Origin of the sequence: Nocardioides panaciterrulae (assembly GCF_013409645.1) — a bacterium.
Classification (GTDB): domain Bacteria; phylum Actinomycetota; class Actinomycetes; order Propionibacteriales; family Nocardioidaceae; genus Nocardioides; species Nocardioides panaciterrulae.
The window spans coordinates 576214-600254 of sequence record NZ_JACCBG010000001.1 but is presented as its reverse complement, the minus strand read 5'-3'; the positions used below and the strand labels follow the sequence as shown (position 1 = coordinate 600254).

General features: G+C 70.7%; 24 protein-coding genes and 1 pseudogene. 8 read left to right on the top strand and 17 right to left on the bottom strand.

Annotation, left to right across the window (positions count from 1 at the left end):
• Positions 1-189 precede the first annotated feature (189 nt).
• Positions 190-1128 (top strand): annotated as a pseudogene (locus BJZ21_RS21325) (O-antigen ligase family protein); the annotation flags it as partial.
• Positions 1129-1276: 148 nt separating this feature from the next.
• On the opposite strand, the gene BJZ21_RS20740 reads toward BJZ21_RS21325, so the two are convergent.
• The 9 genes from BJZ21_RS20740 to BJZ21_RS02740 all read right to left on the bottom strand — a co-directional run bounded on the left by BJZ21_RS20740 (position 1277) and on the right by BJZ21_RS02740 (position 10169).
• A complete protein-coding gene (locus tag BJZ21_RS20740; protein ID WP_246298439.1) occupies positions 1277-2236 on the bottom strand; it encodes a polysaccharide deacetylase family protein in 960 nt (319 codons plus the stop codon).
• A 286-nt stretch (positions 2237-2522) separates the two neighbouring features.
• The gene (locus BJZ21_RS21320) at positions 2523-2654 is read right to left on the bottom strand and encodes a hypothetical protein (protein WP_281380814.1); all 132 of its coding nucleotides are present in this window, start codon (positions 2652-2654) and stop codon (positions 2523-2525) included.
• A 117-nt stretch (positions 2655-2771) separates the two neighbouring features.
• On the bottom strand, positions 2772-3326 hold the full coding sequence (locus BJZ21_RS02770) for an AbrB family transcriptional regulator (RefSeq protein WP_179662358.1): 555 nt from the start codon (positions 3324-3326) through the stop codon (positions 2772-2774).
• 11 nt (positions 3327-3337) lie between these two features.
• Positions 3338-3862, bottom strand: a complete 525-nt coding sequence (locus tag BJZ21_RS02765; RefSeq protein WP_179662357.1) for an AbrB family transcriptional regulator — start codon at positions 3860-3862, stop codon at positions 3338-3340.
• Positions 3859-6000, bottom strand: a complete 2142-nt coding sequence (locus tag BJZ21_RS02760; RefSeq protein WP_179662356.1) for a tripartite tricarboxylate transporter permease — start codon at positions 5998-6000, stop codon at positions 3859-3861. Before BJZ21_RS02760 ends, BJZ21_RS02765 begins: the two co-directional genes overlap by 4 nt.
• A 33-nt stretch (positions 6001-6033) precedes the next feature.
• The gene (locus BJZ21_RS02755; RefSeq protein ID WP_218851252.1) at positions 6034-7107 is read right to left on the bottom strand and encodes a type 2 periplasmic-binding domain-containing protein; all 1074 of its coding nucleotides are present in this window, start codon (positions 7105-7107) and stop codon (positions 6034-6036) included.
• A gap of 29 nt (positions 7108-7136) precedes the next feature.
• Positions 7137-8345 carry a PrpF domain-containing protein gene (locus tag BJZ21_RS02750; protein WP_179662354.1) on the bottom strand — a complete coding sequence of 403 codons (1209 nt, stop codon included), beginning with the start codon at positions 8343-8345 and terminating at the stop codon, positions 7137-7139.
• Between the two features lie 178 nt (positions 8346-8523).
• On the bottom strand, positions 8524-9453 hold the full coding sequence (locus tag BJZ21_RS02745; protein WP_179662353.1) for a LysR family transcriptional regulator: 930 nt from the start codon (positions 9451-9453) through the stop codon (positions 8524-8526).
• Between the two features lie 8 nt (positions 9454-9461).
• A complete protein-coding gene (locus tag BJZ21_RS02740) occupies positions 9462-10169 on the bottom strand; it encodes an FCD domain-containing protein (RefSeq protein WP_218851251.1) in 708 nt (235 codons plus the stop codon).
• Positions 10170-10257: 88 nt separating this feature from the next.
• Here BJZ21_RS02740 and tcuA point away from each other — a divergent pair, with 88 nt between their 5' ends.
• Positions 10258-11730, top strand: coding sequence for an FAD-dependent tricarballylate dehydrogenase TcuA (gene tcuA, locus BJZ21_RS02735; protein WP_179662352.1), 1473 nt, complete (start codon positions 10258-10260; stop codon positions 11728-11730).
• The gene (locus BJZ21_RS02730; protein ID WP_179662351.1) at positions 11727-12785 is read left to right on the top strand and encodes an isocitrate/isopropylmalate dehydrogenase family protein; all 1059 of its coding nucleotides are present in this window, start codon (positions 11727-11729) and stop codon (positions 12783-12785) included. The genes tcuA and BJZ21_RS02730 overlap by 4 nt, the downstream gene beginning before the upstream one ends.
• A gap of 246 nt (positions 12786-13031) precedes the next feature.
• Here the strand turns inward: BJZ21_RS02730 and BJZ21_RS02725 are convergent, their stop codons facing one another.
• The 4 genes from BJZ21_RS02725 to BJZ21_RS02710 form a co-directional block, all read right to left on the bottom strand.
• The gene (locus tag BJZ21_RS02725; protein WP_179662350.1) at positions 13032-13328 is read right to left on the bottom strand and encodes a DUF1416 domain-containing protein; all 297 of its coding nucleotides are present in this window, start codon (positions 13326-13328) and stop codon (positions 13032-13034) included.
• A 1-nt stretch (position 13329) separates the two neighbouring features.
• Entirely contained in the window at positions 13330-14178 is an 849-nt protein-coding gene (locus BJZ21_RS02720) for a sulfurtransferase (RefSeq protein WP_179662349.1), read from the bottom strand.
• Between the two features lie 47 nt (positions 14179-14225).
• Positions 14226-14696 carry a DUF4395 domain-containing protein gene (locus BJZ21_RS02715; protein ID WP_179662348.1) on the bottom strand — a complete coding sequence of 157 codons (471 nt, stop codon included), beginning with the start codon at positions 14694-14696 and terminating at the stop codon, positions 14226-14228.
• 487 nt (positions 14697-15183) lie between these two features.
• The gene (locus BJZ21_RS02710; protein WP_179662347.1) at positions 15184-15687 is read right to left on the bottom strand and encodes a thioredoxin family protein; all 504 of its coding nucleotides are present in this window, start codon (positions 15685-15687) and stop codon (positions 15184-15186) included.
• Positions 15688-15845: 158 nt separating this feature from the next.
• On the opposite strand from BJZ21_RS02710, the gene BJZ21_RS02705 reads away from it, so the two are divergent.
• Positions 15846-17108, top strand: a complete 1263-nt coding sequence (locus BJZ21_RS02705) for an HNH endonuclease signature motif containing protein (RefSeq protein ID WP_179662346.1) — start codon at positions 15846-15848, stop codon at positions 17106-17108.
• Positions 17109-17129: 21 nt separating this feature from the next.
• Here the strand turns inward: BJZ21_RS02705 and BJZ21_RS02700 are convergent, their stop codons facing one another.
• Both BJZ21_RS02700 and rfbA read right to left on the bottom strand, forming a co-directional pair.
• A complete protein-coding gene (locus tag BJZ21_RS02700; RefSeq protein WP_179662345.1) occupies positions 17130-17477 on the bottom strand; it encodes a phosphomannose isomerase type II C-terminal cupin domain in 348 nt (115 codons plus the stop codon).
• A gap of 194 nt (positions 17478-17671) precedes the next feature.
• On the bottom strand, positions 17672-18538 hold the full coding sequence (gene rfbA, locus BJZ21_RS02695) for a glucose-1-phosphate thymidylyltransferase RfbA (RefSeq protein WP_179662344.1): 867 nt from the start codon (positions 18536-18538) through the stop codon (positions 17672-17674).
• A gap of 63 nt (positions 18539-18601) precedes the next feature.
• Here rfbA and rfbB point away from each other — a divergent pair, with 63 nt between their 5' ends.
• The 3 genes from rfbB (at position 18602) to BJZ21_RS02680 (ending at position 21771) form a co-directional block, all read left to right on the top strand.
• A complete protein-coding gene (gene rfbB / locus BJZ21_RS02690; protein ID WP_179662343.1) occupies positions 18602-19600 on the top strand; it encodes a dTDP-glucose 4,6-dehydratase in 999 nt (332 codons plus the stop codon).
• The gene (locus tag BJZ21_RS02685) at positions 19600-20988 is read left to right on the top strand and encodes a sugar nucleotide-binding protein (protein WP_179662342.1); all 1389 of its coding nucleotides are present in this window, start codon (positions 19600-19602) and stop codon (positions 20986-20988) included. The genes rfbB and BJZ21_RS02685 overlap by 1 nt, the downstream gene beginning before the upstream one ends.
• A 96-nt stretch (positions 20989-21084) precedes the next feature.
• Positions 21085-21771, top strand: a complete 687-nt coding sequence (locus BJZ21_RS02680; RefSeq protein WP_179662341.1) for a hypothetical protein — start codon at positions 21085-21087, stop codon at positions 21769-21771.
• Positions 21772-22444: 673 nt separating this feature from the next.
• On the opposite strand, the gene BJZ21_RS02675 is transcribed toward BJZ21_RS02680, so the two are convergent.
• The gene (locus BJZ21_RS02675) at positions 22445-22750 is read right to left on the bottom strand and encodes a MerR family transcriptional regulator (protein ID WP_179662340.1); all 306 of its coding nucleotides are present in this window, start codon (positions 22748-22750) and stop codon (positions 22445-22447) included.
• Between the two features lie 128 nt (positions 22751-22878).
• Here BJZ21_RS02675 and BJZ21_RS02670 point away from each other — a divergent pair, with 128 nt between their 5' ends.
• Positions 22879-23307: an Hsp20/alpha crystallin family protein gene (locus BJZ21_RS02670; RefSeq protein ID WP_179662339.1), complete on the top strand. Its 429-nt coding sequence runs from the start codon at positions 22879-22881 to the stop codon at positions 23305-23307.
• A 368-nt stretch (positions 23308-23675) separates the two neighbouring features.
• Here BJZ21_RS02670 and BJZ21_RS02665 read toward each other — a convergent pair whose 3' ends face one another.
• Positions 23676-23996, bottom strand: coding sequence for a ubiquitin family protein (locus BJZ21_RS02665; protein WP_218851250.1), 321 nt, complete (start codon positions 23994-23996; stop codon positions 23676-23678).
• Positions 23997-24041: the final 45 nt, after the last annotated feature.

The following is a 24041-nucleotide window of genomic DNA, read 5'->3' as shown; positions in this document are numbered from 1 at the left end:
ACCGGAGATCGCTATCCCGACGTTCTTGCTTGCCACGTGGGTAGTCCTCGCCAACGACGGGGATCACTAGTGCCCGGCTTCGATGCTTTGGCGGCGTTCGCCTGCGTTCTCTTGGCCCTGCTCTTGTGGACCACGCTCAAGAGGAGACCAGAGCAGTCCCCCCGATGGTTCATCCTGCTGGTGTGGGCAATGCTTCTCGCGCAACTCATGCCTAAGTCCGTCGCGACCGCCGTAGACGGCGCCGCACTGTCAGTCGGGCTGTTGGTGTGGCTCACTCGTCCTGCGAGCCAGCGACGCGGCAAGGCAGTCGTCGGGTGGTCACTAGCCGTGCTGCTGTTCTGGGCCGCCCTGGTGGTGCACCCCAACGTCCCAGATCTAGCCACCGGGGCGCTTGGCTTCCGCCAGTCGGTCTTGGCTGTGGCGGGCCTGATCCTCGGCTGTGCGCTTAAACGGGAGCAAGTGGCGGCTACCGAATTGACTGTGATTCGCGCGCTGATGGCGACTCTCGGCGCGTCGATCTACATCCACCTCTATCAGCCCTCGATCGAGAACGGGATCACCCGGGCCGCTGGCGAATACACCGCCCTGTTCGCTGGGGAGGCACGCCTCCAAGGCATCTTCGCCGGGCCGTTTCACGCCGCCACCGCTGGTGCAGTGCTGTTGGCCTGGGCGCTGGTGCGACTCGGGAAGCCGGGGACGCCTCGTCTTCTTTGGTTCGCTGCGGTGGCCGTCGGCGCCTACGGTTTGATGCTCGCGGAAGTGAGGACGGCCTACGTTGCGGTCGCCCTCGGCGTTATTGCGTGGGTCTTGGTCGGTCGAAGCGTCAGCGGCTTCGCGGGCCGAGCTGCGGTCGTCCTGGTCGGGTTTGGGCTCGTCTACTACGCCTTCGTGACGGGCGACGCCGCCAATACCGTCGTGGGTTCGATCGCGAACTACTCCACGGACTCACGGCTCCTGAACCGACTCCCCGGGTATCAACTCGGACTGGACATGTTCCAGCGGTCTCCATTCATCGGTTGGGGCGCCGGTTCGGCTGGGGACACACTGCGCGAACACTTCCTCGGCCGCGAATACGTGACTCCTCACAACCTCGTGCTCAAGCTCGGCGTGGAAGGCGGCACGATCGGTCTGCTCCTGTGGGGCGGGCTCGCCGTTGCGGCAAAGCGGTCGCTCAACTCGAAATCCCGTCAGGGCCAGCTAGCAGTCGTTCAGGTGGCAGTGCTCGTCGGCTTCGGGATCACCGGGTCGGCCATCAACGCGCTGCCGATCTCCTACCTCATGTTCGTGCTCGTCGGCTTGGCTGTCGGGGTCGGTGACGAGGGCCCGGCCGCCGAGGGTCAGAGGTTTGGAGAGGACCTTGCCGACCGGTGCGACCGCGATGCCCGTCGTCACGAGGTAGTCGATGATGCTCTGGAACTCCGCGACGGCGTACTCGATGCTGGACGACGGGTCGTCTTGAGATGTGGAACGTCAGGATGAGCCAGCCCCGCTTGGCCTTGGCCTGATCGATGGCGGCCTTGATCGAGGCGGGGGCGTCGGTGTTGAGCACCTCCCAGGTCCGCAGCCGGAAGGCATCTCCAGGCGGCATCGTCTCGTGGTAGTTCGGCCGCACGGTGGTGCGCGCCGAGGTGAAGACGCTGGCGACGTCATCCATCAGGCGGCGGTGGACCGCAACCTTCGGGTAGGCGAGGTGCTCCCATGCGTTGAAACCCTCGTCGGCCAGCAGCTTGGTGATGCCACGCATCTCGCGGCGCACATCGGAGGGCGCGCCGTTGCGGAAGTCGGTTGAGTGCCCGGCCAGGGTCGCTGACTGCGAGGCGACCTCGAAGCCGTAGTCGTCCTGGGCGCTGCGAACCTGCGCGGTGGTCATGAAGCCGTTGGGGTCGAGGGTGTCACCGAGGACGAACAGGGTGCCCGTCAAGCCCTTGGAGGCGAGGTAGGGGATGCTGTTCGCCCACTGGTCGGAGGTGTCGTCATCGAACGCGATCGACACCACGCCGTTCGGGTAGAAGGTGGGTGTCTCGTCCTCGACCGCGTCGACGGACTGGAACCACACGGTGATCGGGTTGGTCGCGCCGTTGTCGCCGATGCGGAGGTTGACCTGCGTGATCGCCGTACGGTTGGGGTGCCGGTCGTGGTAAGAGAACGGCAGCGTCATCTCCACCCACTCGCTCCCGGTCGTGTAGTGGTAGCCAGGCGCGCTGCTGTCGCTGCTGTTGTCCATCAGCGTCCACATGTAGTTGTTCGTCAACGCCGAGTCGCCCCCGTAGCAGAGGATCTGCTTGGTGCGGGATGCTCGCTCTCGGTGATGCCGAGCTTGAACTAGATTCGGAGCACCTGACCGGTGAGGTCAACGGTCAGGCCGGTCTTCTCGATGAAGACGCCGCCCCCAGCGCCGTCCGATACCACCCTGTAGGACTGGGTGAATCCTTGCGCGAAGACGGAGGTGTCGTTGGCTGTCGTGCCAGCACCTGCCCCTGCTCATCCGGGTTGAACCCGGCCCCGAGGCCGGGCTGCTCCGATCAGACCGAGGTCATGGCCTTCCAGACCAGGACCATCGTCACCAGCAGCACAAGCACGAGACCGAGGATCTCGAGGTTGCGGACGCGGCGATCGATCTGGACGGAGCGCATCTTCGTGCGACGCCCCGACATGGATCCCTCCCACCTTGTGCGTTGAGCACCGGCAAGTCTGACAGGCCCACGGGGCACGAATCCTCAATACCGTCCAAGAAGTTGCGAAGAGCCGCCGTAGGGGTCGATCGCCGCCTCTCAGCGACGACCGTCCTCGTCCAGGCTTCGGCCACCGGCGGCGTCTCGGGCGCGGCGCTCGACCGTCTCTCGGGTGAGGCCGGCGACGCAGCGGATCATGAAGGGGATCGCCGCCAGCGAGATCACGAGTCGCGCGACGTGCATGCCGGCGACCAGGGGGACGTCCGCATGCAGGGCGGTGGCAGAGGCGACCATCTCCCCCACCCCGCCCGGCACCATCCCGAGCACCGCGCTCACGTGGTCGAGCTTGCCGGTGCCGGCGATCAGCAGCCCCGTGGCCACGCCGATCCCGAGGATGGTGACGACGGCCAGCGCGCCGGGCACGACCACGCTCAGGAACTCACGCAGCACGCCCTTCTGGATGGCGGCGCCCACGGCGGTGCCCACCAGCACCTGGGCGGCGATCCGCCAGCCGCCCGGCACATCGATCGGGTCCGGCCAGAGGAGCGTCAGGACCAGGCCGCCCAGGATCGCCCCGGTGAGCGGCCACATCGGCAGCCGGAGCCGGCGCCCGAGCCAGGCGCCGGCGCCGGCACTGAGCACCAACAGCAGCAACGCGGCGACCCTCACAGCGCCCGCGCCAACGTGATCAGCACCGGCAGCACCAGCAGCACGACGGTCAGGATCCGCACGGTGTGCACCGCGATCACGACCCCCAGCTGGGCGCCCATCTCGTCGGCCACCCCCGAGATCGCCGAGAAGCCACCGGGGGCGCAGGCCAGGACCGCGGTGACCACGTCCACCCGGTAGCGGAGCACCAGCAGGCACGCCAGCACGACGTCCGCCACGAGGAGCAACGCCACGCCGGCGAGCAGCGGCGCCCAGATCCGCAGCAGCCCGTCGACGGTCTCGGCGTCGATCTGGGTGGCGACCGTGCAGCCGAGCAGCGCGAGCCCGCAGATCCGCACCGCTCGGGGCGCCGAACGGGGCCCGCCCTCGACCAGGCGGCTCCTGTTCACCAGGGCACTGCCGAGCACCGAGCCGATGAGCACGCCGGCGGGCACGCGCACCAGACCGAGCACGGCCGCGCCGGCGGCGGCCCCGGCCATCAGCGAGGCAGCGTGGGCAAGCCGTTCGTGCTCCGGTCTCACACCTGGAATCCCGGCAACAGCGGGAGCAGCGTGCCGGCGGGGAGATCGAAGTTCCCGTAGAGGTAGCCGATCACCAGCAGCGCCACCGCCCCCACCGTGTAGACGCCGGTCTTGACCGCGCCGAGGCGGGCGACCGCGAGGAGGAACAGCGGCACGAAGACCAGGGTGCCCACGACGAAGCCCAGGAAGTTCACCAGCACCACGAACAGCACCAGCCAGCCGAAGGCGACCGCGGTCTGGCTCACCTCACGGTTCCACGCCCGTTCCCGGCGCCTGCCCCGCCACACAGCCACGCCCTCGCGGACGACCAGCACCGCGGTCAGGACCATCCCCAGCAGGGTGACGAGCGCCGGCGCGAGCCGCGCGCGCGACGGGTAGTCCTGGGCCACCACGAACGCCGTGACGAACGCCGCCAGGGTCGCGAGGCCGAAGAGCAGCGGCCAGATGCTCTTGGCCAGCGCCCCCTCCCCGGAGGCCGCCTCTCCCGCCGGACCGTCGTGCTCGTCCAGGACAGCAGCCGTGCGATCGGTGGCCGAGAGGAACGCGGTGCGGTCCGAGCCGCCTGCGCCCGACTCACCGCTGATCCGGGCGCCGGCGACCGCCAGCTCGGCGGGGACCAGTTCACCAGCCTCCAGCGGGCCGGACGTGGCGCCCTGGCGCTCCGAGCTCCTCGCCCGCATCCGGCGCACCGGGACGAGGACCAGTGGGATCGCCAGGATCACCATCATCGCGATCACCAGCGGGCGGCTCATCCACTCACCGGTGGTGTAGAGGTTGCTCGTCAGGAAGTAGTACCGCTCCAGGGGGACACTCAGGATGAAGCCGATCAGCAAGGGGGCGCGGGGGAAGTCGGCTGCCCTCATCGCGAACCCGATCGCCCCGAGCACGAGCATCGCGACGATCCCGCCGAACTGGGTGGAGTCCGAGTACGCCGCGGCGAACATGATCAGCAGCAGGCCGGGGGCGAGGTACTGGAACGGCACGTAGCTGAGCCGGGCCAACGGCTTCGCGAGGAAGAAGCACACCACCGAGCCCACCACGCTGGCGATGGCGAAGGACCAGACCACGGTGTACATGACGTCGAGATGATCGGTGATCATCTGGGGCCCGGGCTGGATCCCGTAGGCGAGCAGGGCGCCGAGCAACAGCGCCGCCGGCGCCCCACCCGGGATCCCGAAGAGCAGCGTCGGGATGAGGTCACCGGCCTCCACCGAGTTCGCGGCGCTCTCGGCGGCGACCAGGCCCCGGGTGTTCCCGTGCCCGTAGGACTTGCGCTCCTCCCGGCTGGCCGTGGCCGCGGCCTGGCCGTAGGCGATGTAGGTGCCCGCGGTGGCTCCCAGGCCGGGCAGCACACCCGCCCACATGCCCACGAAGACGCCGCGGAGCATCATCTTCCACTCGCGCAGCGCCTCCCGGGCGCCCTGCAGCCAGCCGTCGCCGACCTCGAGCTTCTCGGCCACGGCGCTCTTGCGGGCCACCATGTGGGCGATCTCCGCGAGGCCGAACAGCCCGAGCGCCAGCGGCACCAGACCCACACCGTCGAGCAGGGAGTCGGCCCCGAAGGAGAACCGGTAGGTGGCCGCAGCCGGGGCCGCGCCGATCATGCCGATGAGGAGACCGAGGGCCGCGCCCACGAGACCCTTGAGCATGTTCCCCTGCGAGAGCAGGGCGGCCAGGCTGATGCCGAGCACGGTGAGCATGAACAGCTCCGGCGAGCCGAACGCCAGCACCAGCGGCTCGGCGATCGGGATGGAGAAGGTCAGGCCCACCGCCCCCAGCACGCCGCCGATCATCGAGGACACGAAGCAGAGGGAGAGCGCTCGCGCGGCCTGCCCCTGCCGCGCGAGCGCGTGACCGTCCGGCATGATCACCGCTGCCGACGCCGACCCGGGGACCCGCAGCAGGATCGCGGTGATGACGTCGGAGTGGTGGACCACCGCCACCGCGCCGATCAGGATCGCCAGGGACTGCTGGGGCGGAAGCGTGATCACGAAGGGCAGCAGGATCCCCACCGCGGCCGTGCCGCCCAGGCCGGGCAGGACGCCCATGGCCAGCCCCGCCAGGACTCCGATGGCCAGCATGAGGAGGGTCCCCGGGTTTGCGAAGCCCGCCAGGGCGGACATGGCAGCGTCGAACATGGGTAGCTTTCCTTCTCGACGAGTAGCCGGAGGCTACTGAACGGTGGTGTCGTACTTGGTCTTGAGCATCTCGACCACGTACTGCTTGACCGAGTCGGAGATGTTGAACGCCTTGGTCAGCGCGGCCTCGACCTGGTCGCCCCGGTAGACCGGGTAGTCGCCGAGGTCGGCCTTGCGGGACTGCTCGAACTTCGCGTTGTTCTCCAGTTCGGGAACCGCGGCGATGAAGGCGTCCCGGACGGCCTTCGGCGTCTCCGCCGTCACCCACAGGCCCTTCTGGTAGGTGCAGCCGGCCGCGAGGAACGCGACGTACGCGTCGTAGGCAGGGCCCGACGGCTTCTGGCCGTACAGCTGCTCGTAGACCTCGGGCACCGTCGGGAGGTCCTTGAAGTTCGGGTCCCGCACGACGTTGCCCTGCTCGTCGAGGACACCGAAGGACATCAGCGGGATCGCGGTGCCCTCCTTGACCATGGGCTCGACCTCGGTGAGGTAGCCGGCGGTGGTCTGGTAGTCGATGTTGGTCTCACCGCGCGCCAGCGCCAGCCGCGCCGGGCCGCGTCCCTCGAAGCCGAACGTGGTCTTCGGGTAGACCTTGAGCAGGTCGAAGGCCAGCAGGGTGCTCAGGTCGAGGCCCGTGGCGCTGATCCCGCCGTACGACAGGGGCTTCGGCGGGTCCTTCAGGTCCTCGACCGAGGTGATGCCGGAGTCCTTCGACACGTAGATCACGCCACCGGTGCCGGCCACCATGATCGGCTTGAGCTTGGTGAAGTCGTACTGGACCTGCGGGACCCCGAGCAGCCACTGGAACGTCGTCGTCGCCGAGGAGACCAGCACCTGGGAGCCGTCGTTCGGGTTCTGGGTCACGAACTGGTTCGTCCCGGTGATGCTCTCACCGCCGTCGCGATTCACGACCTGGATCGAGGGCTGACCCTCGACGTCGTGGGCCAGGGCCGGGGCGAGCACCCGGGCGAACGTGTCGGTGCCGCCCCCGGGGGCGAACGGCACGATGAGCTGGACGCTGCCGGGCACGTCTCCGCCGCTCTTGGCCGAGGAAATGCGTCCGCCGCAGGCGGACAGCGGAAGGCTGGCCGCGAGCAGGACGCCCACGGTCGCTGTGAGTCTCCGACGTCGTGAGTTCAGCATGAAGATGGCACCTCCGTACCAGTAGTGGTTGATGTTGCGGGGTGGGCGACCTCGGCGGGATCGTCGAGGAGCTCATCGGGGACGAGGACGGCGCCCTCGAACAGCCGGCGGGCAGTCCGGAAGGCAGACACGAACGGCACGTGCCAGCCGCCGTCCTGCTGGACCACTTCCGCCGAGAGGGGCAGCACGCCGGCCGGGTGGCCGATCCGTGTCTCGCCGCTCTGCGACTGGGATGCCTCGTGCGGGAGCGTGCCGGGGAGCGCCGCGGCGACCGCGGTGCAGATGCCGCCGGTCAGGGCGTAGGAGCGGTGCAGCCTGCCCATCGACATCATGGCCGCCCGCAGCGTGGTGTCGCCCGCCGACTGCAGCGATCCGTCCGACCTCGCATAGTCGCGGGGCGCTCCCACGAAGGTGAGCTTGGGCACCGACGGGCTCGTCGCGGTGGCCTGCTCCGCGGACGCCGTGATGCCGGCCAGCACGGCCGCCTGCGAGCGGACCCGCTCGATCCGCTCGAGCAGGTCGGGGCGCGAGTCGATCGCATCGGGCGACTCCACCCCGCTCAGCCCCAGGTCCTCCCAGCGCACGAACACGAGCGGATTGGCCGCATCGACGATGCTGACCTCGAGGGAGCCGACCCCGGGCACGTGCAGGACGTCGCGCGGGTTGCCGGTGGGGAGCAGGTGCCCGGTCACCGAGCCTCCCGGATCCAGGTAGTCGAGCCGAATGGCTGCCCCCGCCCCCGGGACCCCGGGCAGCTCGAAGTCGCCGACCGGGTGGAAGCGACCGTTCCGCGTAGGGACGTGCGCCACGATCGTCTTGTTCGTGTTGACGTTGAGGAACCGGACGACCGTCACCGGGTCGGTGGCCGTCACCAGACCCTCGTCCACCGCGAAGGGGCCGACCGCCGACGAGATGTTCCCACAGTTTCCGCGCCGGTCGATCAGGGCCGTGTCGATCGAGACCTGCCCGAAGTGGTAGAGGACGTCGACCCCGAGGTGGCGGCCGTCCGAGATCACCGCGACCTTGCTCGTGCTCGAGGTGGCGCCGCCGACCCCGTCGACCTGCCGCCGGTCGGGGTCCGGGCTGCCGTAGGAGGCCAGGATGAACCGGTCGCGGAGGGCCGGGTCCTCGGGCAGGTCCTGCTCGTGGAAGAACAGCCCCCTGCTCGTGCCGCCCCGCATGAACACTGCTGGCACCCTCACCGAGAAACCCCTTTGCATACAAGTTGAACGCGTGATGCGTGCCACCCTGTCGCAAGTCCCCCCGTGCACACAATGGCGAGGTTTTACAGGCACCGTGAAGCAGCGCTAAACGCTCAGCTCGCGCTCGGCGCACGCCGGCGGGGTTGCGGCCGGGGTGCCGGCGGGGGTACGGGCGGGACTACGGCCGGTCGGACGGCCGCACGGCCGAGGCTCGGGCGACCGCCGCGAGAATCTCCGCCATCGCGGCCTCCGCCGGCGTCGACACGCGTCCGGCGAGGCTGGCGAGGAGGATGCGTCGACGAGGGGCGTCGACGCCGAGGGAGAGCACAGTCACGTCGTCGCGCAGGTTCGCCAGGGCCAGTCGTGGCGCCAGGGCGATCCCCATGCCGACGGCCACCATGGCCTGCGCCTCCTGGTAGTCGTTCGCCTCGAACGACACCGCGGGCTCGAAGCCCGCCGCGTGGGCGGTGCGGGACAGCACCTCGGCCACCGGGTGCCCGCCACCGCGGATGACCCAGCTCTCGTCGGCCAGCTCGGCCATCCGCACGGACCCGCGGGCGGCCAGCGGATGACTGCTCGAGACCACCACCGCGGTGGGATCCTCGGTCAGGTGCCTCAGGTCGAGACCGGGCTGGCTGATCCGGGACCACTCGTAGTCCCACAGCAACGCCATCTCCACGCGCCGGCGCTCGAGGTTCTCCAGGAGCAGCTCGAGCCGGGCGCTGACCACGCTGAGCCGCACCCCGGGATGCCGCTCATGGAGGCGGTTGACCGCCAGCGGCAGCAGGGAGGACGCCACGGTCGGGAAGGTCCCGAGGCGCAGCGATCCCGCCCGGAGTCCCGCGATGTCGTCCAGCTCGACGTTGAGCGCCTCCAGCTGCCGATCGATCGAGCCGATATGAGCCACGATCGCCTTCCCGGCATCGGTCAGGATGACCCCCCGGGCATGCCGTTCGAGCACCGGATGGCCGATCTCCGCCTCCAGCCGGCGAACCTGCTGGGAGATCGCGGACGGGGTGTAGGCCAGGGCCGCCGCCGCGCCGGTCATCGAGCCGTGCCGGGCGATCGCAGCCAGCAGTCTGAGCCGTCCGACGTCGAGCTGCCTCATGACGCCGCTCAGCCGCCCAACAGCACCGCGACGCGGATCTCCCGGGCTCTGCGCATGTGGGCACGGGCGAGCCGCTCGGCCGCTTCACCGTCGCGCGCCTCGATCGCCCGCGTCACGGCCTCGTGCTCACACACCGCCTCGTCGGCGCGCCCCGGATGCGACAGCGTGGAGAACGGCATCCGGCGCACCGCGTGCTCGACCTGGGCCAGGAACCGGTCCAGGTAGGTGTTGGAGGCACCCTCTCTCAGCGCTCGGTGCCACTCGAGATTGAGCCGCGAGAGCGCGGCCACGTCGCCGTCCTCCGCGGCCCGCTTCATCCGCTCCCCGACCTCGTCGAGCTGGGCGACGAGCCCCGGCGGGCAACGGACGGCGGCGAGCCGCGCCGCGACGCCCTCGAGGTCCTCGCGGACGACGTAGAGCGCCAGGATGTCCTCGAGCGACAGCGGGGCCACCACGGTGCCGTGGTTGGTGGTCTTGACCGCAAGGTCCTCGTCGGCGAGGCGCCGCAGCGCCTCCCGGACCGGCGTACGACTGACACGGAAGGCCTTGGCCAGCTCGTCCTCGCGCAGCCAGGTGTTCGGGGGCATCACGCCGTCGAGGATCGCCTCGCGCAGGGCGTCGGTGACGGCCTCGGTCGTGCGGCCCCGGTGGAGGTCGTCGGGGAGGTACTTCGCCAGGGCGTCGTACGGCGGCGCCATCTCGGGAGTCCCTCTCACGACGCCACCCTAGCCGGGTTCACAGTCGCGTCCAACGTGGTTACACTCGGCGAAGTTTTGTATGCAATCTGAATGCGAGGAGTATCGAATGGGCCAGGTCATCGTGGTCGGCGGCGGGAACGCGGCGCTGTGCGCCGCACTCTCCGCTCGGGAGCAGGGCGCGGACGTCGTCGTGCTGGAGCGTGCCGACGAAAAGACCGCAGGCGGCAACACCGCCTTCACCGCCGGAGCCATGCGCGTCGCCTACGACGGCGTGGACGACCTGCGGCGGCTGATGCCGGAGCTGACCGAGGACGAGGTGGCCAACACCGACTTCGGCGCCTACACCACCACCGACTTCCTCGACGACCTGGCGCGGGTCACCGAGTACCGCACCGACCCCGAGCTCGCCGGAACACTGGTCGACAACAGCCTCGAGACGCTGCTGTGGATGAAGGACAAGGGCGTCCGGTTCGTCCCGATCTACGGCCGCCAGGCGTTCAAGGTCGACGGCCGCTTCAAGTTCTGGGGCGGCCTGACCGTGGAGGTCTCCGGCGGCGGCCCCGGCCTGGTGGACTTCCTGACCCGCGCCGCGCTCGCCGAGGGCATCCGGATCGAGTACGGCGCCCGGGCGCTGTCGCTGCTGCACGACGACAGCGGGGTCAAGGGCGTGGTCGTGCGCCAGGACGGAGTCACCCGGGAGATGCCGGCGGACGCCGTGGTCCTCGCCTGCGGCGGCTTCCAGGCCAACACCGAGATGCGGACGCGCTACCTGGGCCCGTCCTGGGACCTGGCCAAGGTGCGCGGGACCAGGAACAACACCGGCGACGGGATCCAGATGGCCCTCGCCATCGGCGCCAGCCCGGTGGGCAACTGGTCCGGGGCGCACGCCGTCGGGTGGGAGCTCAACGCACCGGAGTTCGGCGACCTCGCGGTCGGCGACCACTTCCAGAAGCACAGCTACCCGTGGGGGGTCATGGTCAACGCCCGCGGCCAGCGCTTCCTGGACGAGGGAGCGGACTTCCGCAACTACACCTACGCGAAGTACGGCCGGGAGATCCTGGCGCAGTCCGGGCACTTCGCCTGGCAGGTCTTCGACCAGAAGGTAAGCCACCTGCTCCGCGACGAGTACCGCATCAAGCAGGTGACCAAGGTGACGGCGTCCAGCCTCCGCGAGCTCGCGGGCAAGCTCGACGGCGTCGACCCCGAGGGCTTCCTGCGCGAGATGGAGGAGTACAACGCCGCGGTCGACACGTCCGCGGGGTTCAACCCGAACGTCAAGGACGGGCGGCGCACGCAAGGGTTGCGCATCGACAAGACCAACTGGGCGAACCGGCTCGACGAGGGTCCGTTCGAGGCCTACGCCGTCACCTGCGGGGTCACCTTCACCTTCGGCGGCCTGCGCATCGACACCTCGGCGCACGTGCTCGACACCGACATGAACCCGATCCCCGGCCTCTACGCCGCCGGCGAGCTGGTCGGTGGCATCTTCTACTTCAACTACCCCGGCGGCAGCGGGCTGACCAACGGCTCGGTGTTCGGGAAGATCGCGGGGGCCGCGGCGGCCACGGCCTCGGCATGAGGCTCGCCGTCATCTCCGGGGACGGGATCGGGCCGGAGCTCGTCGACAGTGCCCTGGAGGTGCTGACGGCGGTCTCCTCACTCGAGGGCTTCGCCCTCGAGGTGGTCCACCAACCGGGTGGCGCGGAGCACTTCCTCCGCACGGGCGAGCCGCTGAGCGCCGACGAGCTGGACCGGTTGCGCGGGGCCGACGCCATCCTCAAGGGTCCCGTCGGCCTGCCGCACGTGCGGCGGGCCGACGGGACCGAGGGCGGCCTGCTCGGCGGCGTACTCCGACGCGGGCTCGACACGTTCGCCAACGTCCGTCCGGTGCGCCTGCTGCCCGGGGTGCAGGGGCCCACGCGGCACGCGCCGGAGGACATCGACTACGTGATCGTCCGCGAGAACACCGAGGGGCTCTACCTCTCGCGTGGCGCCGGCGTGGCCACCCCCGCCGCCGCCTCGGACCAGCTCATGATCACCCGGGACGGGACCCGCCGCGTGGTGGTCTTCGCGTTCGAGCTCGCGCGCCAGCGGGCCCGGGCTCGAGCTGTGCCGGCCCGCCTGACCTGTGTCGACAAGAGCAACGTGCTGCGCAGCTATGCGCTGTTCCGGGCCGTCTTCGAGGAGATCGCCGCGGACTACCCGGATGTCGAGACCGATTGCCTGTACGCCGACGCTGCCGCGCACGAGCTGGTAGCCCGGCCACGGCGCTTCGACGTGCTCGTCATGGAGAACTTCCTCGGCGACGTGCTGAGCGACCTCGGTGCGGCGACCGCAGGCGGCCTGGGCATGTGCGGGTCGGCCAACATCGGCGCGGAGCACGCGTACTTCGAGCCGATCCACGGCAGCGCCCCCGCCATCGCAGGACAGGACCGCGCGAACCCGGTCTCGCAGATCCTCAGCGCCGCCATGATGCTCGCGCACCTGGGCATGGAGGAGGCCGCGGCGCGCGTGCAGCGCGCCGTGGAGTCCGCCTTCAGCGACGGTGCGGTGGTCCTCGACGAGGCGGGCTCGCCGACCGCGGGCACGCGCGCCACGACGAGCGCGATCGTCGAGCGGCTGGTGTCCGGCTAGACAGCCTGCGGACATGTCACAGGGCGGCAACCCGATCGGGTTGCCGCCCTGTGTCTTGTTGCGGGGTCTCGTTAGGGGTCTCGATACGCTCGCTGGCGCTCGCTACTCGACCAACGAACCGCGCCGCCACTCGACCACCGAGGGTGGTTACGGGGTCTCGATACGCTCGCTGGCGCTCGCTACTCGACCAACGAACCAGACGTCGCTACTCGACCACCGAAGCGCGCTCGCTACTCGAGCAACGAGTCAGATGGCGACGGCGACCTCGGCGACGTTGCCGACCGCGGCGTGCACCTTGCGGTCCACCGGGTCGGCCTTGGGAGCCAGGGTGCGCAGCGTCCACTCCCCCGGCCCGGCGAAGAACCGGAAGTGGCCGGTGGCCGAGGTCGGAACCTCGGCGGTGAACTCACCGGTGCGGTCGAGCAGCCGCACGTAGGCGTTGCCGACCGGCGCGCCGTCGCGGGTCACCTGACCCTGCACGACCGCCTCCTTGGCGACGTTGACGCCGTCCAGCGACAGCCCGCCGGCAGTTGCTCCGCACATCTCAGGCCTCACCCTTCTCGTCGCCCAGGACGACCGGCACGCCGACGAGCGAGCCGTACTCGGTCCACGAGCCGTCGTAGTTCTTCACGTTCTCCTGGCCGAGCAGCTCCTTGAGCACGAACCAGGTGTGCGAGGAGCGCTCGCCGATGCGGCAGTAGGCGATGGTGTCCTTGCTCCAGTCGACACCGGCCTCGCTGTAGATCTTCTTCAGGTCGTCGTCCGACTTGAAGGTGCCGTCGTCGTTGGCCGCCTTGCTCCACGGGACGTTGGCCGCGGTCGGGATGTGGCCGGCACGCTGGGCCTGCTCCTGCGGGAGGTGGGCCGGGGCCATCAGCCGCCCGGCGTACTCGTCGGGGCTGCGCACGTCGACCAGGTTCTGCGTGCCGATCGCCTCCACGACCTCGTCGCGGAAGGCGCGGATCGAGGAGTCCTGCTCCTGCGCGACGTAGGAGGTCTTCTCGCGGGTCGGCAGCTCGTCGACCAGCTCGCGGGAGTCCAGCTCCCACTTCTTGCGGCCGCCATCGAGCAGCTTGACGTCCTGGTGGCCGTAGAGCTTGAAGTACCAGTAGGCGTAGGCGGCGAACCAGTTGTTGTTGCCGCCGTAGAGCACCACGGTGTCGTCGTTGGCGACGCCGCGGTCGGAGAGCAGCGCCTCGAACTGGGCCTTGTTGACGAAGTCGCGGCGGACCTGGTCCTGCAGGTCGGTGGTCCAGTCGAGCTTGATGGCGCCCTTGATGTGGCCCTTGTCGTAGGCGGTGGTGTCCTCGTCCACCTCGACCAGCACGACCTTCGGGTCGTTCAGGTGGTCCTCCACCCACTGGGCGATGACGAGCGTGTTCTCGCGGCTCATGTCTTCATTCCTTCCATGTGCACCTAGGGGTGCGGGTCGTTTGTGGGTCAGGCGCGCGCGACGCGCTTGGTGAGCAGGTAGAGCTCGCAGCCCAGGCAGAAGCCGAAGACCGCGTTGAGCAGGGCGGCGACCAGGGCCAGCCCGGTGGCGACGAGGCCGACCGCGGTCAGGCCGGTCAGGAAGCCGGCGAGGCCGACGACGCTGAACGCCAGCCCGACGGTCTGGGCGAACCGCGGCGGCGCCGCGTCCTCGAGCTCCTTCGGCGCCCCGAGGCGCGGGCGGATCAGGCTCCGGAACACCAGCGCGTGCGGCGTATGCCGGACGCCGAGGCCGGCACCGATCGCGAACAGCAGCGCCTGTACGCCGAGCAGCGTGACCGCCACCGGGCTCGGCGCCGAGAGCAGCACGACCGCGAGCACGACCGAGGTGACCGCGGCGGCGAACTGCTGGCCGCGGGGGTCGACCCGGCCGGCGGCCTGGCCGACCGGCTGCGGGCGGGTGGGACTGAGGGTGGACATGACGCTCCTGCGGGGTCCTGGACGGGAGGGGGCCTGGGATGGCACGGGCGCGCGTTCGTCGGCGTACGACGAAGAGGACGTGACCGCGGGCAGCAGCGCTGCGCGATCGGGATCAGTCCGGGACGCGACCCGTCAGGACATTCGACACAGCGACGAGCGCACGCGGCAGTGATCCACTGCGCGGCGCTTGGTCAGCATGGTCGAGGACATGGACATCACTGTAGGGAACGACCAGGGGTCGCGATTCATTCCGTCTCAGGATGTGGTCAGCATGTCCACTTGATGGACACCTCTCTCGCGCGGAGTCGCACGGAGGCCGGTCGTCCGGACCGGATTGGTGCTGCGGCCTGGGACGCCGAGAGCTCTCCCATGACGTCCCGGCCGGCAGCAATGACCGACGCTAGGCGGCCTGACGAAACGGGCACCACATCTCCGCGCGACGACACCCAATCTTCGGTAGGACCTGGAGACGCGGCCGGTCGGCTGCTCAAGCAGTGACGTCGGCCAGCGTCGAGAGCACCTGCTCCTTGCGCGGCGCACCGGCGGCCCGGGCGACCTCGGCGCCGCGGGCGTCCAGGACCAGCGTGGTCGGGGTGCGGAGCACGCCGAGGGCGCGGACCGCCTCGAGGTGGTGCTCGGCGTCGACCTCGACATGGGTCACCCCGGGGACGACGGCGGCGACGTCGGCGAGGATCCGGCGGGTGGCGCGGCAGGGCGCGCAGAAGGCGGAGGAGAACTGCAGGAGGGTGGCGCGCTCCCCCAACCCGAGGTCGAGACCGGTGGTGGCGAGCAGGTCCTTGACCGACGGACCGGCCGACTGCGCCGGCCCCGCCGCTCCCGGGCTGTCGGTGGGCTCGGCGATGCTGGGCTCCGGCGTCGCGGCACCCACCCGGTGGGTGCCGCGGAACCGACCGTCGGTGGCGGCGCGGTAGAGGCCGAAGGCCAGTGCGGCGACGACGGCGACGATCAGCACCCAGGCTCCTGCGCTCATGCCGCGGTCAACGCCGGCATGGCTCGACGGCATTCCGGCTGCAGTGCCGGTCTAGCACATCACCGATGAAACGCCGCCGCTAATCCACAGCGAAATCCACAGTCTGTGTATTATTCGAATCTCTTGACGAGCCCGCGCCGGAGGCCTAGCGTGGGTTCATGGCCAACCCCTCGGCTCCGATCGCACACCCGCTGCTGGCGTGTGCCGAGCGACTGGTGGCCGACATCGACGAGGTCCGCGGGATCAGCCCGGCCCTGATGTCTCCCTCCGACAAGGAGGCGACCCTGGTCCGGCTGAACCAGGCCCTGGCGGAGCTGCGGGCGCTGCTCCTCCAGGTGCTCGCGGCCTCCGACGACGTCGCCGAGCAGACCGGCGACCGCGACCCCGCCGCGTGGCTCACCCAGCATTGCCGCGGACGCCGAGGAGCAGACCGGCACGCGTTGAAGCTCGCCCGCCTCCTCGACCAGCGCTGGCACCGGGTGGCCGAGGCATTCGCCGGTGGCGCGGTCAACGAGGCCCAGGCGGACACGATCGTGGCCGCGCTGGAGGCCTTGCCGAGCAGCGTCGGCTCCGAGATCCACGAGAAGGCCGAGCTCCACCTGATCGAGCTCGCCGCCCACCACGGCCCGGAGGACCTGGAGCGGCTCGGGCGCCGGATCCTCGACCTGGTCGCGCCGGAGATCGCCGACGAGGAGGACAAGCGCCGGCTCGAGGCCGAGGAGCGCAACGCGCGGCGGCGTACCTTCCTCGAGCTGCGCAACCGGCCCGACGGCACCACCGACCTCCGCGGCCGGGTGCCGCGAGCCATCGGTGACCGCCTGCGGGGCGACCTGGAGTCGTTCACCTCGCCGCGCCACCGGGAGTCGGCGCCCCTTACCGAGACCACGCCCGAGGGTGAGGTCGAGAAGCTGCCGTACGACCGGCGGCTCGGCGAAGCCTTCTGCGCGATGATCGAGCGGCTGCCCGCCGAGGTGCTCCCCCAGCACGGCGGCACCGCCACCAGCATGGTGATCACCGTGGACAAGGACGACCTGATCTCCGGCCTCGGCCACGCGACGCTCGCCACCGGCGCCGAGATCAGCATCGGCGAGGCACGACGGCAGGCCTGCACCGCGGGGATCCTGCCCGCGGTGCTCGGCGGGGACTCCGTCCTCCTCGACCTGGGCCGGACCAAGCGGCTCTTCGACAAGAGCCAGCGGATCGCGATGACCCTGCGCGACCGGGAGTGCAGGGCCGAGGGCTGTCACGTGCCTGCCGCCTGGACCGAGGCGCACCACAAGCGGCGATGGTTCGACGGCGGAGACACCAACCTGGCGGACGGCGTGCTGCTCTGCTCGTGGCACCACCATCGGGCCCACGACGACCGCTACCTCGTGAAGTACCTGCCCAACGGTGACGCCAGGTTCCGACGGCGGACGTAGGCCGAACGCCCGCTCCTCGGCCTACCGCCCGTAGTCGTCCTCGAGACGCTCGATGTCGTCCTCGCCGGTGTACGCGCCGTGCTGGACCTCGACGATGACCAGCTCCTGCTCGCCCTCGTTGGCCAGCCGGTGCTTCGCGCCCAGCGGCACGTCGACCGAGTGCCCGGGCCCGGCGACGATCACCTCGTCGTCGATCGTGCAGGTGGCCACCCCGAAGACCACCACCCAGTGCTCGGAGCGGTGGGCATGGGTCTGGTAGGACAGCCGGCAGCCGGGGTTCACGTGGATGCGCTTGATCTTGTAGCCGTGGTTGACGTCGATGACGTGCCACGAGCCCCACGGCCGCTCCTCGGACTCCAACGGGACCATGGCTCTCGCCTCCTCGGGCTCATCGATGACGGACCGTGCTTCCACGAAGCGGCTGCAGTGTTACACGGCGGAGCGCGCGCCGACCGGCGAACCCGGATCAGCTACCCAACGGCACCGCCTCCGCGCCCCACGCGTCCCACCCGGGTGAACCGACGACTCCTCGTCCCGGTCGCCGCCGCACTACTGAGCCCTGCTCAGCGGAGCTCGAGCAGCTGCAGCAGGTTCGCGCCGTAGCCGCTCTTCAGGAGCGCCTCTGCGCGCTCCCGAAGCTGGTCGTCGCTGAGCCAGCCCATCCGCCAGGCGATCTCCTCGGGCGCGCCGATCTTGGTGCCCTGGCGGTTCTCGATAGCGCGGACGAAGTTGCTGGCGTCGTTCATGTCGTCGACGGTCCCGGTGTCCAGCCACGCCACGCCGCGGGGCATCACCTCGACCTGGAGCAGGCCCTCCTGCAGGTAGAGCCGGTTCAGGTCGGTGATCTCCAGCTCGCCACGGGCCGAGGGCTTGAGCTGCTCGGCGCGCTTCACGACCGTGTTGTCGTAGAAGTAGAGCCCGGGCACCGCGTAATGGCTGCGGGGCTGCTCCGGCTTCTCCTCCAGTGACAGCGCCTTGCCGTCGGCGTCGAACTCGACGACGCCGTACGCCCGAGGGTCGGACACGTGGTAGCCGAAGACCGCGGCACCGACGATGTCGCGGAACCGGCGCAGGTGCAGGCCGAGGCCCGCGCCGTAGAAGATGTTGTCGCCCAGCACCAGCGCGACGCTGTCGTCGCCGATGTGGTCCTCTCCGATCGTGAACGCCTGGGCGAGACCGTCGGGGCTCGGCTGGACCGCGTAGTCGATCTCGATGCCGAACTGCGAGCCGTCCCCCAGCAACCGCTGGAACGCCTCGGACTCGTGCGGCGTGGTGATGACCAGCACCTCACGGATGCCCGCCAGCATCAGCGTCGACAGCGGGTAGTAGATCATCGGCTTGTCGTAGATCGGGACGAGCTGCTTGCTGATGCCCTGCGTGATCGGGTGCAGTCGTGAACCCGTGCCGCCGGCCAGGATGATCCCTCGCATGAGGGCAAGACACCGGAAGACACCCCCGATGTCAAGTCGCCGAGTGCACCTAGACTGCGGCGGGTGCAACGAATTCTGGTTACCGGGGGCGCCGGGTTCATCGGCTCGAACTTCGTCCACCACCTCGTGGAGAAGACCGAAGCGACCGTCACCGTCCTGGACAAGCTGACCTACGCCGCGAGCCGCGAGTCGCTCGCAGGCTTGCCCGACGACCGAGTCCGTCTCGTGGTCGGCGACGTCGCCGACGCCGCTACGGTCGAGCCGTTGGTGGCCGAGCACGACGCGGTCGTGCACTATGCGGCCGAGTCGCACAACGACAACTCGCTGCGCGACCCCTCGCCGTTCGTGCAGACCAACCTGGTCGGCACGTTCACGCTGCTGGAGGCGGTCCGCAAGGCGGGGGTGCGCTACCACCACATCTCCACCGACGAGGTGTACGGCGACCTCGAGCTGGACGACCCGGGGCGGTTCACCGAGGCCACGCCGTACAACCCCTCCTCCCCCTACTCCTCCACCAAGGCCGGCTCCGACCTGCTGGTGCGGGCCTGGGTGCGCAGCTTCGGGGTGCGCGCGACGATCTCGAACTGCTCCAACAACTACGGGCCCTGGCAGCACGTCGAGAAGTTCATCCCCCGCCAGATCACCAACGTCATCGACGGCGGCCGACCCAAGCTCTACGGCGCCGGGCAGAACGTGCGCGACTGGATCCACGCCGACGACCACTCCTCGGCGGTGTGGACGATCCTCACCGACGGGCGGATCGGCGAGACCTACCTGATCGGCGCCGACGGCGAGCTGAACAACCTCGACGTGGTGCGGATGATCCTCAAGCACTTCGGCCGCCCCGAGGACGACTTCGACCACGTCAACGACCGCGCCGGCCACGACCTGCGCTACGCGATCGACTCGACCAAGCTGCGCACCGAGCTGGGCTGGCAGCCGCGCTTCGGCGACTTCGCGGCCGGGCTGGCGCGGACCATCGAGTGGTACGAGCAGCACCGCGACTGGTGGGCGCCGCAGAAGTCCGCGGTCGAGGCGGCGTACGCGGCGAAGGGGCAGTGATGTCGGCCGAGCTGACCTTGGACCAGTCACCGATCCCGGGGCTGGTCGTCCTCCGCCTGCCGCTGCACGGCGACTCCCGCGGCTGGTTCAAGGAGAACTGGCAGCGGGAGAAGATGCAGGCCCTCGGCCTTCCCGACTTCGGCCCGGTCCAGAACAATGTGTCGTTCAACGGCTCCCGGGGGACTACTCGTGGCATCCACGCGGAGCCGTGGGACAAGTTCGTGTCGATCACCACCGGGCGGGTCTTCGCCGCCTGGGTCGACCTGCGCGAGGGCGACTCGTTCGGCACCGTCTTCCACATGGAGATCGACCCGTCCGTGGCTGTGTTCGTGCCTCGCGGCGTCGGCAACTCCTATCAGGCGCTCGAGGACGCGACCGCCTACACCTATCTGGTCAACGAGCACTGGCGGCCCGGCATCACCTACCCCGCCCTCGACCTGGCGGACCCGACCTGCGCCGTGCCCTGGCCGATCCCGCTCGCGGAGGCCGAGGTCTCCGAGAAGGACCGCAGCAATCCGCGCCTGGACGCCGTCAAGCCGATGCCACCCAAGCGCGCCCTCGTGGTCGGCGCCCGCGGCCAGCTCGGCCGGGCGCTGCTGGCGGAGCTCCCGGACGCGGACGCGGTCGACCTCGACGAGCTCGACGTCGGGGACGCGGAGGCGGTGGCGGCGTGGCCGTGGCACGAGTACGAGCTGGTGCTCAACGCGGCGGCGTACACCGCCGTCGACCCCGCCGAGACCCCCGAGGGCCGGGTGGCGGCCTGGCGGGCCAACGCCACCGCGGTCGCCCACCTCGCCCGGGCGGCGCGCGAGCACCGGCTGACGCTGGTGCACGTCTCGACCGACTACGTCTTCGACGGCACCGCCGAGGTGCACACCGAGGACGAGCCGCTCTCGCCGCTCGGTGTCTACGGCCAGACCAAGGCGGCGGGCGACCTGGTCGCGGCCACCGCGCCGCGGCACTACCTGCTGCGCACCTCGTGGGTGGTCGGCGACGGCGGCAACTTCGTGCGGACGATGGCCGGTCTCGCCGACCGCGGCGTCTCCCCCGGCGTGGTCGACGACCAGGTCGGCCGGCTCACCTTCACCACCGAGCTGGTGCGCGCGATCCGGCACCTGCTCGACGTCGGCGCGCCCTATGGCACCTACAACGTCACCAACGGCGGCCCGGCCACCTCGTGGGCCGACGTGGCGCGGGAGGTGTTCCGGCTGCGCGGGCGGTCCGCCGACGACGTCGCCGCGGTGAGCACCGAGGAGTACGGCCGCGGCAAGGGGCTGGCACCGCGGCCGCGGTGCAGCACGCTCGCGCTGGACAAGCTGCAGGCGACCGGCTTCGAACCCGAGGACGCCTTCGTCGCGCTGCGGAGGTACGTCGCCTCGCTGGGCTGACGCGGCCCGCAACCGGATCTACGCTGGAAGCGTCCCACGTGCATCGGCACGTCGCCGAGCACGCAGCGATCCGTGACCGGGACCAAGGGGCACACCATGCCGACGACACGCACCCGCCAGACCCGCCGCACCTGCCGCGCCGACGGGGGCCCCGGCGGGCTCGCCCTCGCGGCGATCGCTGCCCTGATCACCGGGCTGATCGCCGGAGTGCTCGTCGGCGGCTCCGGCCCGGCGTCCGGGGCCGCCCCGGACCGGCCGGCCGGCGCGACCCGCGTCGTACGCCTCAGCCCGGTGACCGGCGACGGCGCACTCAAGCCCGGTTGGCGGGTAGCCACCCGACGCAGCGGCGGCACCTGCAGCCGGGGCTCGGAGGCGCTCGGCGCCGGGGCGTACCGCTGCTTCGCCGGCAACACCGTCTTCGATCCGTGCTGGGCGCAGCACGACGGCCACCACGTGGTCTGCGCCGCCTCGCCGTGGCGGCGTGTTCTGGCGCGGGTGCGGGCCCGCCACCTGCACCCCGCGCCGGGCCCCACCCCCAACGTGTGGGGCATCCGGCTGGCCTCGGGCCGCGAGTGCACGTTCCTGCAGGGCGCCAGCAGCGTCCACCACGGCGAGCGGATCAGCTACGCCTGCGGTGGGCGGCTCTACCTGTACGGCGAGCCGGACCGCTCGACCGCCCGGTGGACGATCGGCGCGGTGACCTACCGGCACGGGCACTGGCGCCACGACCACCCGGTGCGGATCGCCCGGGCCGTGCTCGGGCGTCCGTCGCCGGCGCCCTGAGGGGGCGCCTGAAGCCGCGCCCTTAAAGCGCGCACCGGGGCCGCGCCCGTCGGACCGGGTCCGGACATGATCGGAGCCGCTGCGGGAGGGCCCCTGTTCCACTGCCCGCGCGGCTCCGAAACCTCACCTCCGCCCGGTCACGGGACTCATGAGCGGCCAAGCGAGGTGGTTGACTCCCACGCTAGGTACCCCACCCGGCTCCGGTCATACCCCATCTGCGTGAGAAGGCCGCTCGCGGGCGAAGAGGGGACCTTGGTCCCGCCGGATGGGCCGGACCTTGGTCCCGCCGGGTGGGCCGATTGGGGGGGCGAAGGCATGGCCGATCAGGGGCGGGGCCGATCAGGGGCGGGGCCGATCCGGTGCGGCGACCGGTGGACGCCCGACGCGCGGGCGCCCACCGGCCTCGCGGATCGCTCGGGCCGACAGGGGATCAGCTCGGGCTCTCCGGAATCTCGCGGCGGGTGATCAATCCGCCCGCGAGCGCGGAGCCTCGCCGAGGACCAGGACGCACAGGGCACCCAAGCTGCCCGACCGCGCCCTTCGACACGCCGGACCACCCGGTCTGGGGACTCAAGAGCGGCCCGGGTGAGGCTCCGGCGACCATGGTAGTCGCGAGTCCTGCTCGCCGCCGCATGCAGACCTGGTGGCGGCCCCGGCGGCGGCCCCGCCGGGCTCAGCCGCGGCCCGGCATACCTGCGGAGGCGCGCAGCCGGGCGTTCTGATGCCGCAGCCGGGCCACCTCGGCCTCGAGCTCGAGCACCCGGGCGATGCCGGCGAGGTTGAGGCCGTCGGCCAGCAGGTCGCGGATCCGGTGCAGGGTCTCGATGTCGGCCCGGCTGTAGAGGCGGGTGCCGCCGGTGGTGCGGTCCGGCTCGAGGAGGCCGCGGCGCTCGTAGACGCGCAGGTTCTGCACCTGCATCGAGACCATCTCGGCGGCCACCGAGATCGCGAAGACCCCGCGGCTGTGGTCCTCGGGCATCTTGGCTCCTCTCGGGTTCGAGGGCTTGATTCTGCCTGATGATTGGAATATAAGAAACCTGTAACCGTCAATACAGGTACGACGCCGCACCGGCGGCGCCCGACGACCAGAACCAGGAGGACCACGCGATGTTGCTGCGCACCACCGACCCGTTCCGCGACTTCGACCGCCTGACCCAGCAGCTCCTCGGCACCACCAACCGTCCCGCGGTGATGCCGATGGACGCCTGGCGCGAGGGCGACTCGTTCGTCATCGAGTTCGACCTGCCCGGCGTGGCGAAGGAGAGCATCGACCTCGACGTCGAGCGCAACGTGCTGACCGTGCGCGCCGAGCGGGTCGCGCGCAACGGCGACTGGGAGATGCTCGCCAGTGAGCGCCCGCGCGGCGTCTTCAGCCGCCAGCTGGTGCTCGGCGACAACCTCGACCTCGACCGGATCGAGGCGGCCTACGAGGGCGGCGTGCTGCGCCTGGTCGTGCCGGTCGCCGAGCGGGCCAAGCCGCGCAAGATCGAGATCGGCACCGGTGCCGACCCCGGCCGGACCGCGATCGAGGCCTGACCCCCGGCCGCACTGACCCGCACGCGACGAGGGACCGCTCTCCCCCGGAGAGCGGGCCCTCGTCGTCTGCCGGGTCGTCGACAGGCGTACGGCGCCGGTCGGGCGTGCCGGTCGAGAGTCCCCCGCGGACCCGGTGCCCCCGCACCGCGTCCGCCCCCGCACACCGGCACGGACGACCGGGCGCCTGTCGGACCCCTGGACCGTTCACCCCGCCGGTCCGCTCCGACATCCGCCCGTCGACTTCCGGGGTCCACCTTGGCGCGTGCAGCGCCGCGGCGCGTGGAGACCGGGGCAGGTCACCACAATTGGGTACGCCGCCGGGTCAGCTGCGGGGTCGGCCGCGGGCCAGCCGCCGGGTTTGCCGCGGGTCAGCCGCCGGCGAAGGGCGGCAGGAACTCCACGGTCTGCCCGGGCTCGACCGTGACCTCCGCAGGGTCGCTCGCGCCGACCGGCCGGTCCCCGACCAGCGCCGAGCAGATGGCCAGCACCTGCGGCAGCTTCGAGCCGGAGTGGAGCGCCAGGACCCGGCGTACGACCTCGGCCAGCGTGAGCGGGCCGTCGACCTGCAACTCGTCGCCGGCGACCCCGGCCGCGGCCTTCGCCGCCGCCCAGTAGTGCACGTGGACGGTGCCCGTCGCGGCGGGGCCGGTCGTCTCAGGAACCTCGGCGGTCGGCGTGGGGCGCTCCATGGTCCGGTATTCTCCCCGATCAACGAAACGACCGGGGCCCAGCGT

Bases quoted from the DNA above. Each gene is read 5' to 3' on its own strand.
- BJZ21_RS02685 (WP_179662342.1), top strand. From the start codon at position 19,600: ATGTCGGCCGAGCTGACCTTGGACCAGTCACCGATCCCGGGGCTGGTC.
- BJZ21_RS02760 (WP_179662356.1), bottom strand. From the start codon at position 6,000: ATGTTCGACGCTGCCATGTCCGCCCTGGCGGGCTTCGCAAACCCGGGG.
- BJZ21_RS02730 (WP_179662351.1), top strand. From the start codon at position 11,727: ATGAGGCTCGCCGTCATCTCCGGGGACGGGATCGGGCCGGAGCTCGTC.
- tcuA (WP_179662352.1), top strand. From the start codon at position 10,258: ATGGGCCAGGTCATCGTGGTCGGCGGCGGGAACGCGGCGCTGTGCGCC.
- BJZ21_RS02665 (WP_218851250.1), bottom strand. From the start codon at position 23,996: ATGGAGCGCCCCACGCCGACCGCCGAGGTTCCTGAGACGACCGGCCCC.
- BJZ21_RS02725 (WP_179662350.1), bottom strand. From the start codon at position 13,328: ATGTGCGGAGCAACTGCCGGCGGGCTGTCGCTGGACGGCGTCAACGTC.
- BJZ21_RS02720 (WP_179662349.1), bottom strand. From the start codon at position 14,178: ATGAGCCGCGAGAACACGCTCGTCATCGCCCAGTGGGTGGAGGACCAC.
- BJZ21_RS02745 (WP_179662353.1), bottom strand. From the start codon at position 9,453: ATGAGGCAGCTCGACGTCGGACGGCTCAGACTGCTGGCTGCGATCGCC.
- BJZ21_RS02710 (WP_179662347.1), bottom strand. From the start codon at position 15,687: ATGAGCGCAGGAGCCTGGGTGCTGATCGTCGCCGTCGTCGCCGCACTG.
- BJZ21_RS02700 (WP_179662345.1), bottom strand. From the start codon at position 17,477: ATGGTCCCGTTGGAGTCCGAGGAGCGGCCGTGGGGCTCGTGGCACGTC.
- BJZ21_RS02715 (WP_179662348.1), bottom strand. From the start codon at position 14,696: ATGTCCACCCTCAGTCCCACCCGCCCGCAGCCGGTCGGCCAGGCCGCC.
- BJZ21_RS02705 (WP_179662346.1), top strand. From the start codon at position 15,846: ATGGCCAACCCCTCGGCTCCGATCGCACACCCGCTGCTGGCGTGTGCC.
- BJZ21_RS02675 (WP_179662340.1), bottom strand. From the start codon at position 22,750: ATGCCCGAGGACCACAGCCGCGGGGTCTTCGCGATCTCGGTGGCCGCC.
- BJZ21_RS02670 (WP_179662339.1), top strand. From the start codon at position 22,879: ATGTTGCTGCGCACCACCGACCCGTTCCGCGACTTCGACCGCCTGACC.
- BJZ21_RS02680 (WP_179662341.1), top strand. From the start codon at position 21,085: ATGCCGACGACACGCACCCGCCAGACCCGCCGCACCTGCCGCGCCGAC.
- BJZ21_RS20740 (WP_246298439.1), bottom strand. From the start codon at position 2,236: ATGTGGACGCTGATGGACAACAGCAGCGACAGCAGCGCGCCTGGCTAC.
- rfbA (WP_179662344.1), bottom strand. From the start codon at position 18,538: ATGCGAGGGATCATCCTGGCCGGCGGCACGGGTTCACGACTGCACCCG.
- BJZ21_RS21320 (WP_281380814.1), bottom strand. From the start codon at position 2,654: ATGTCGGGGCGTCGCACGAAGATGCGCTCCGTCCAGATCGATCGCCGC.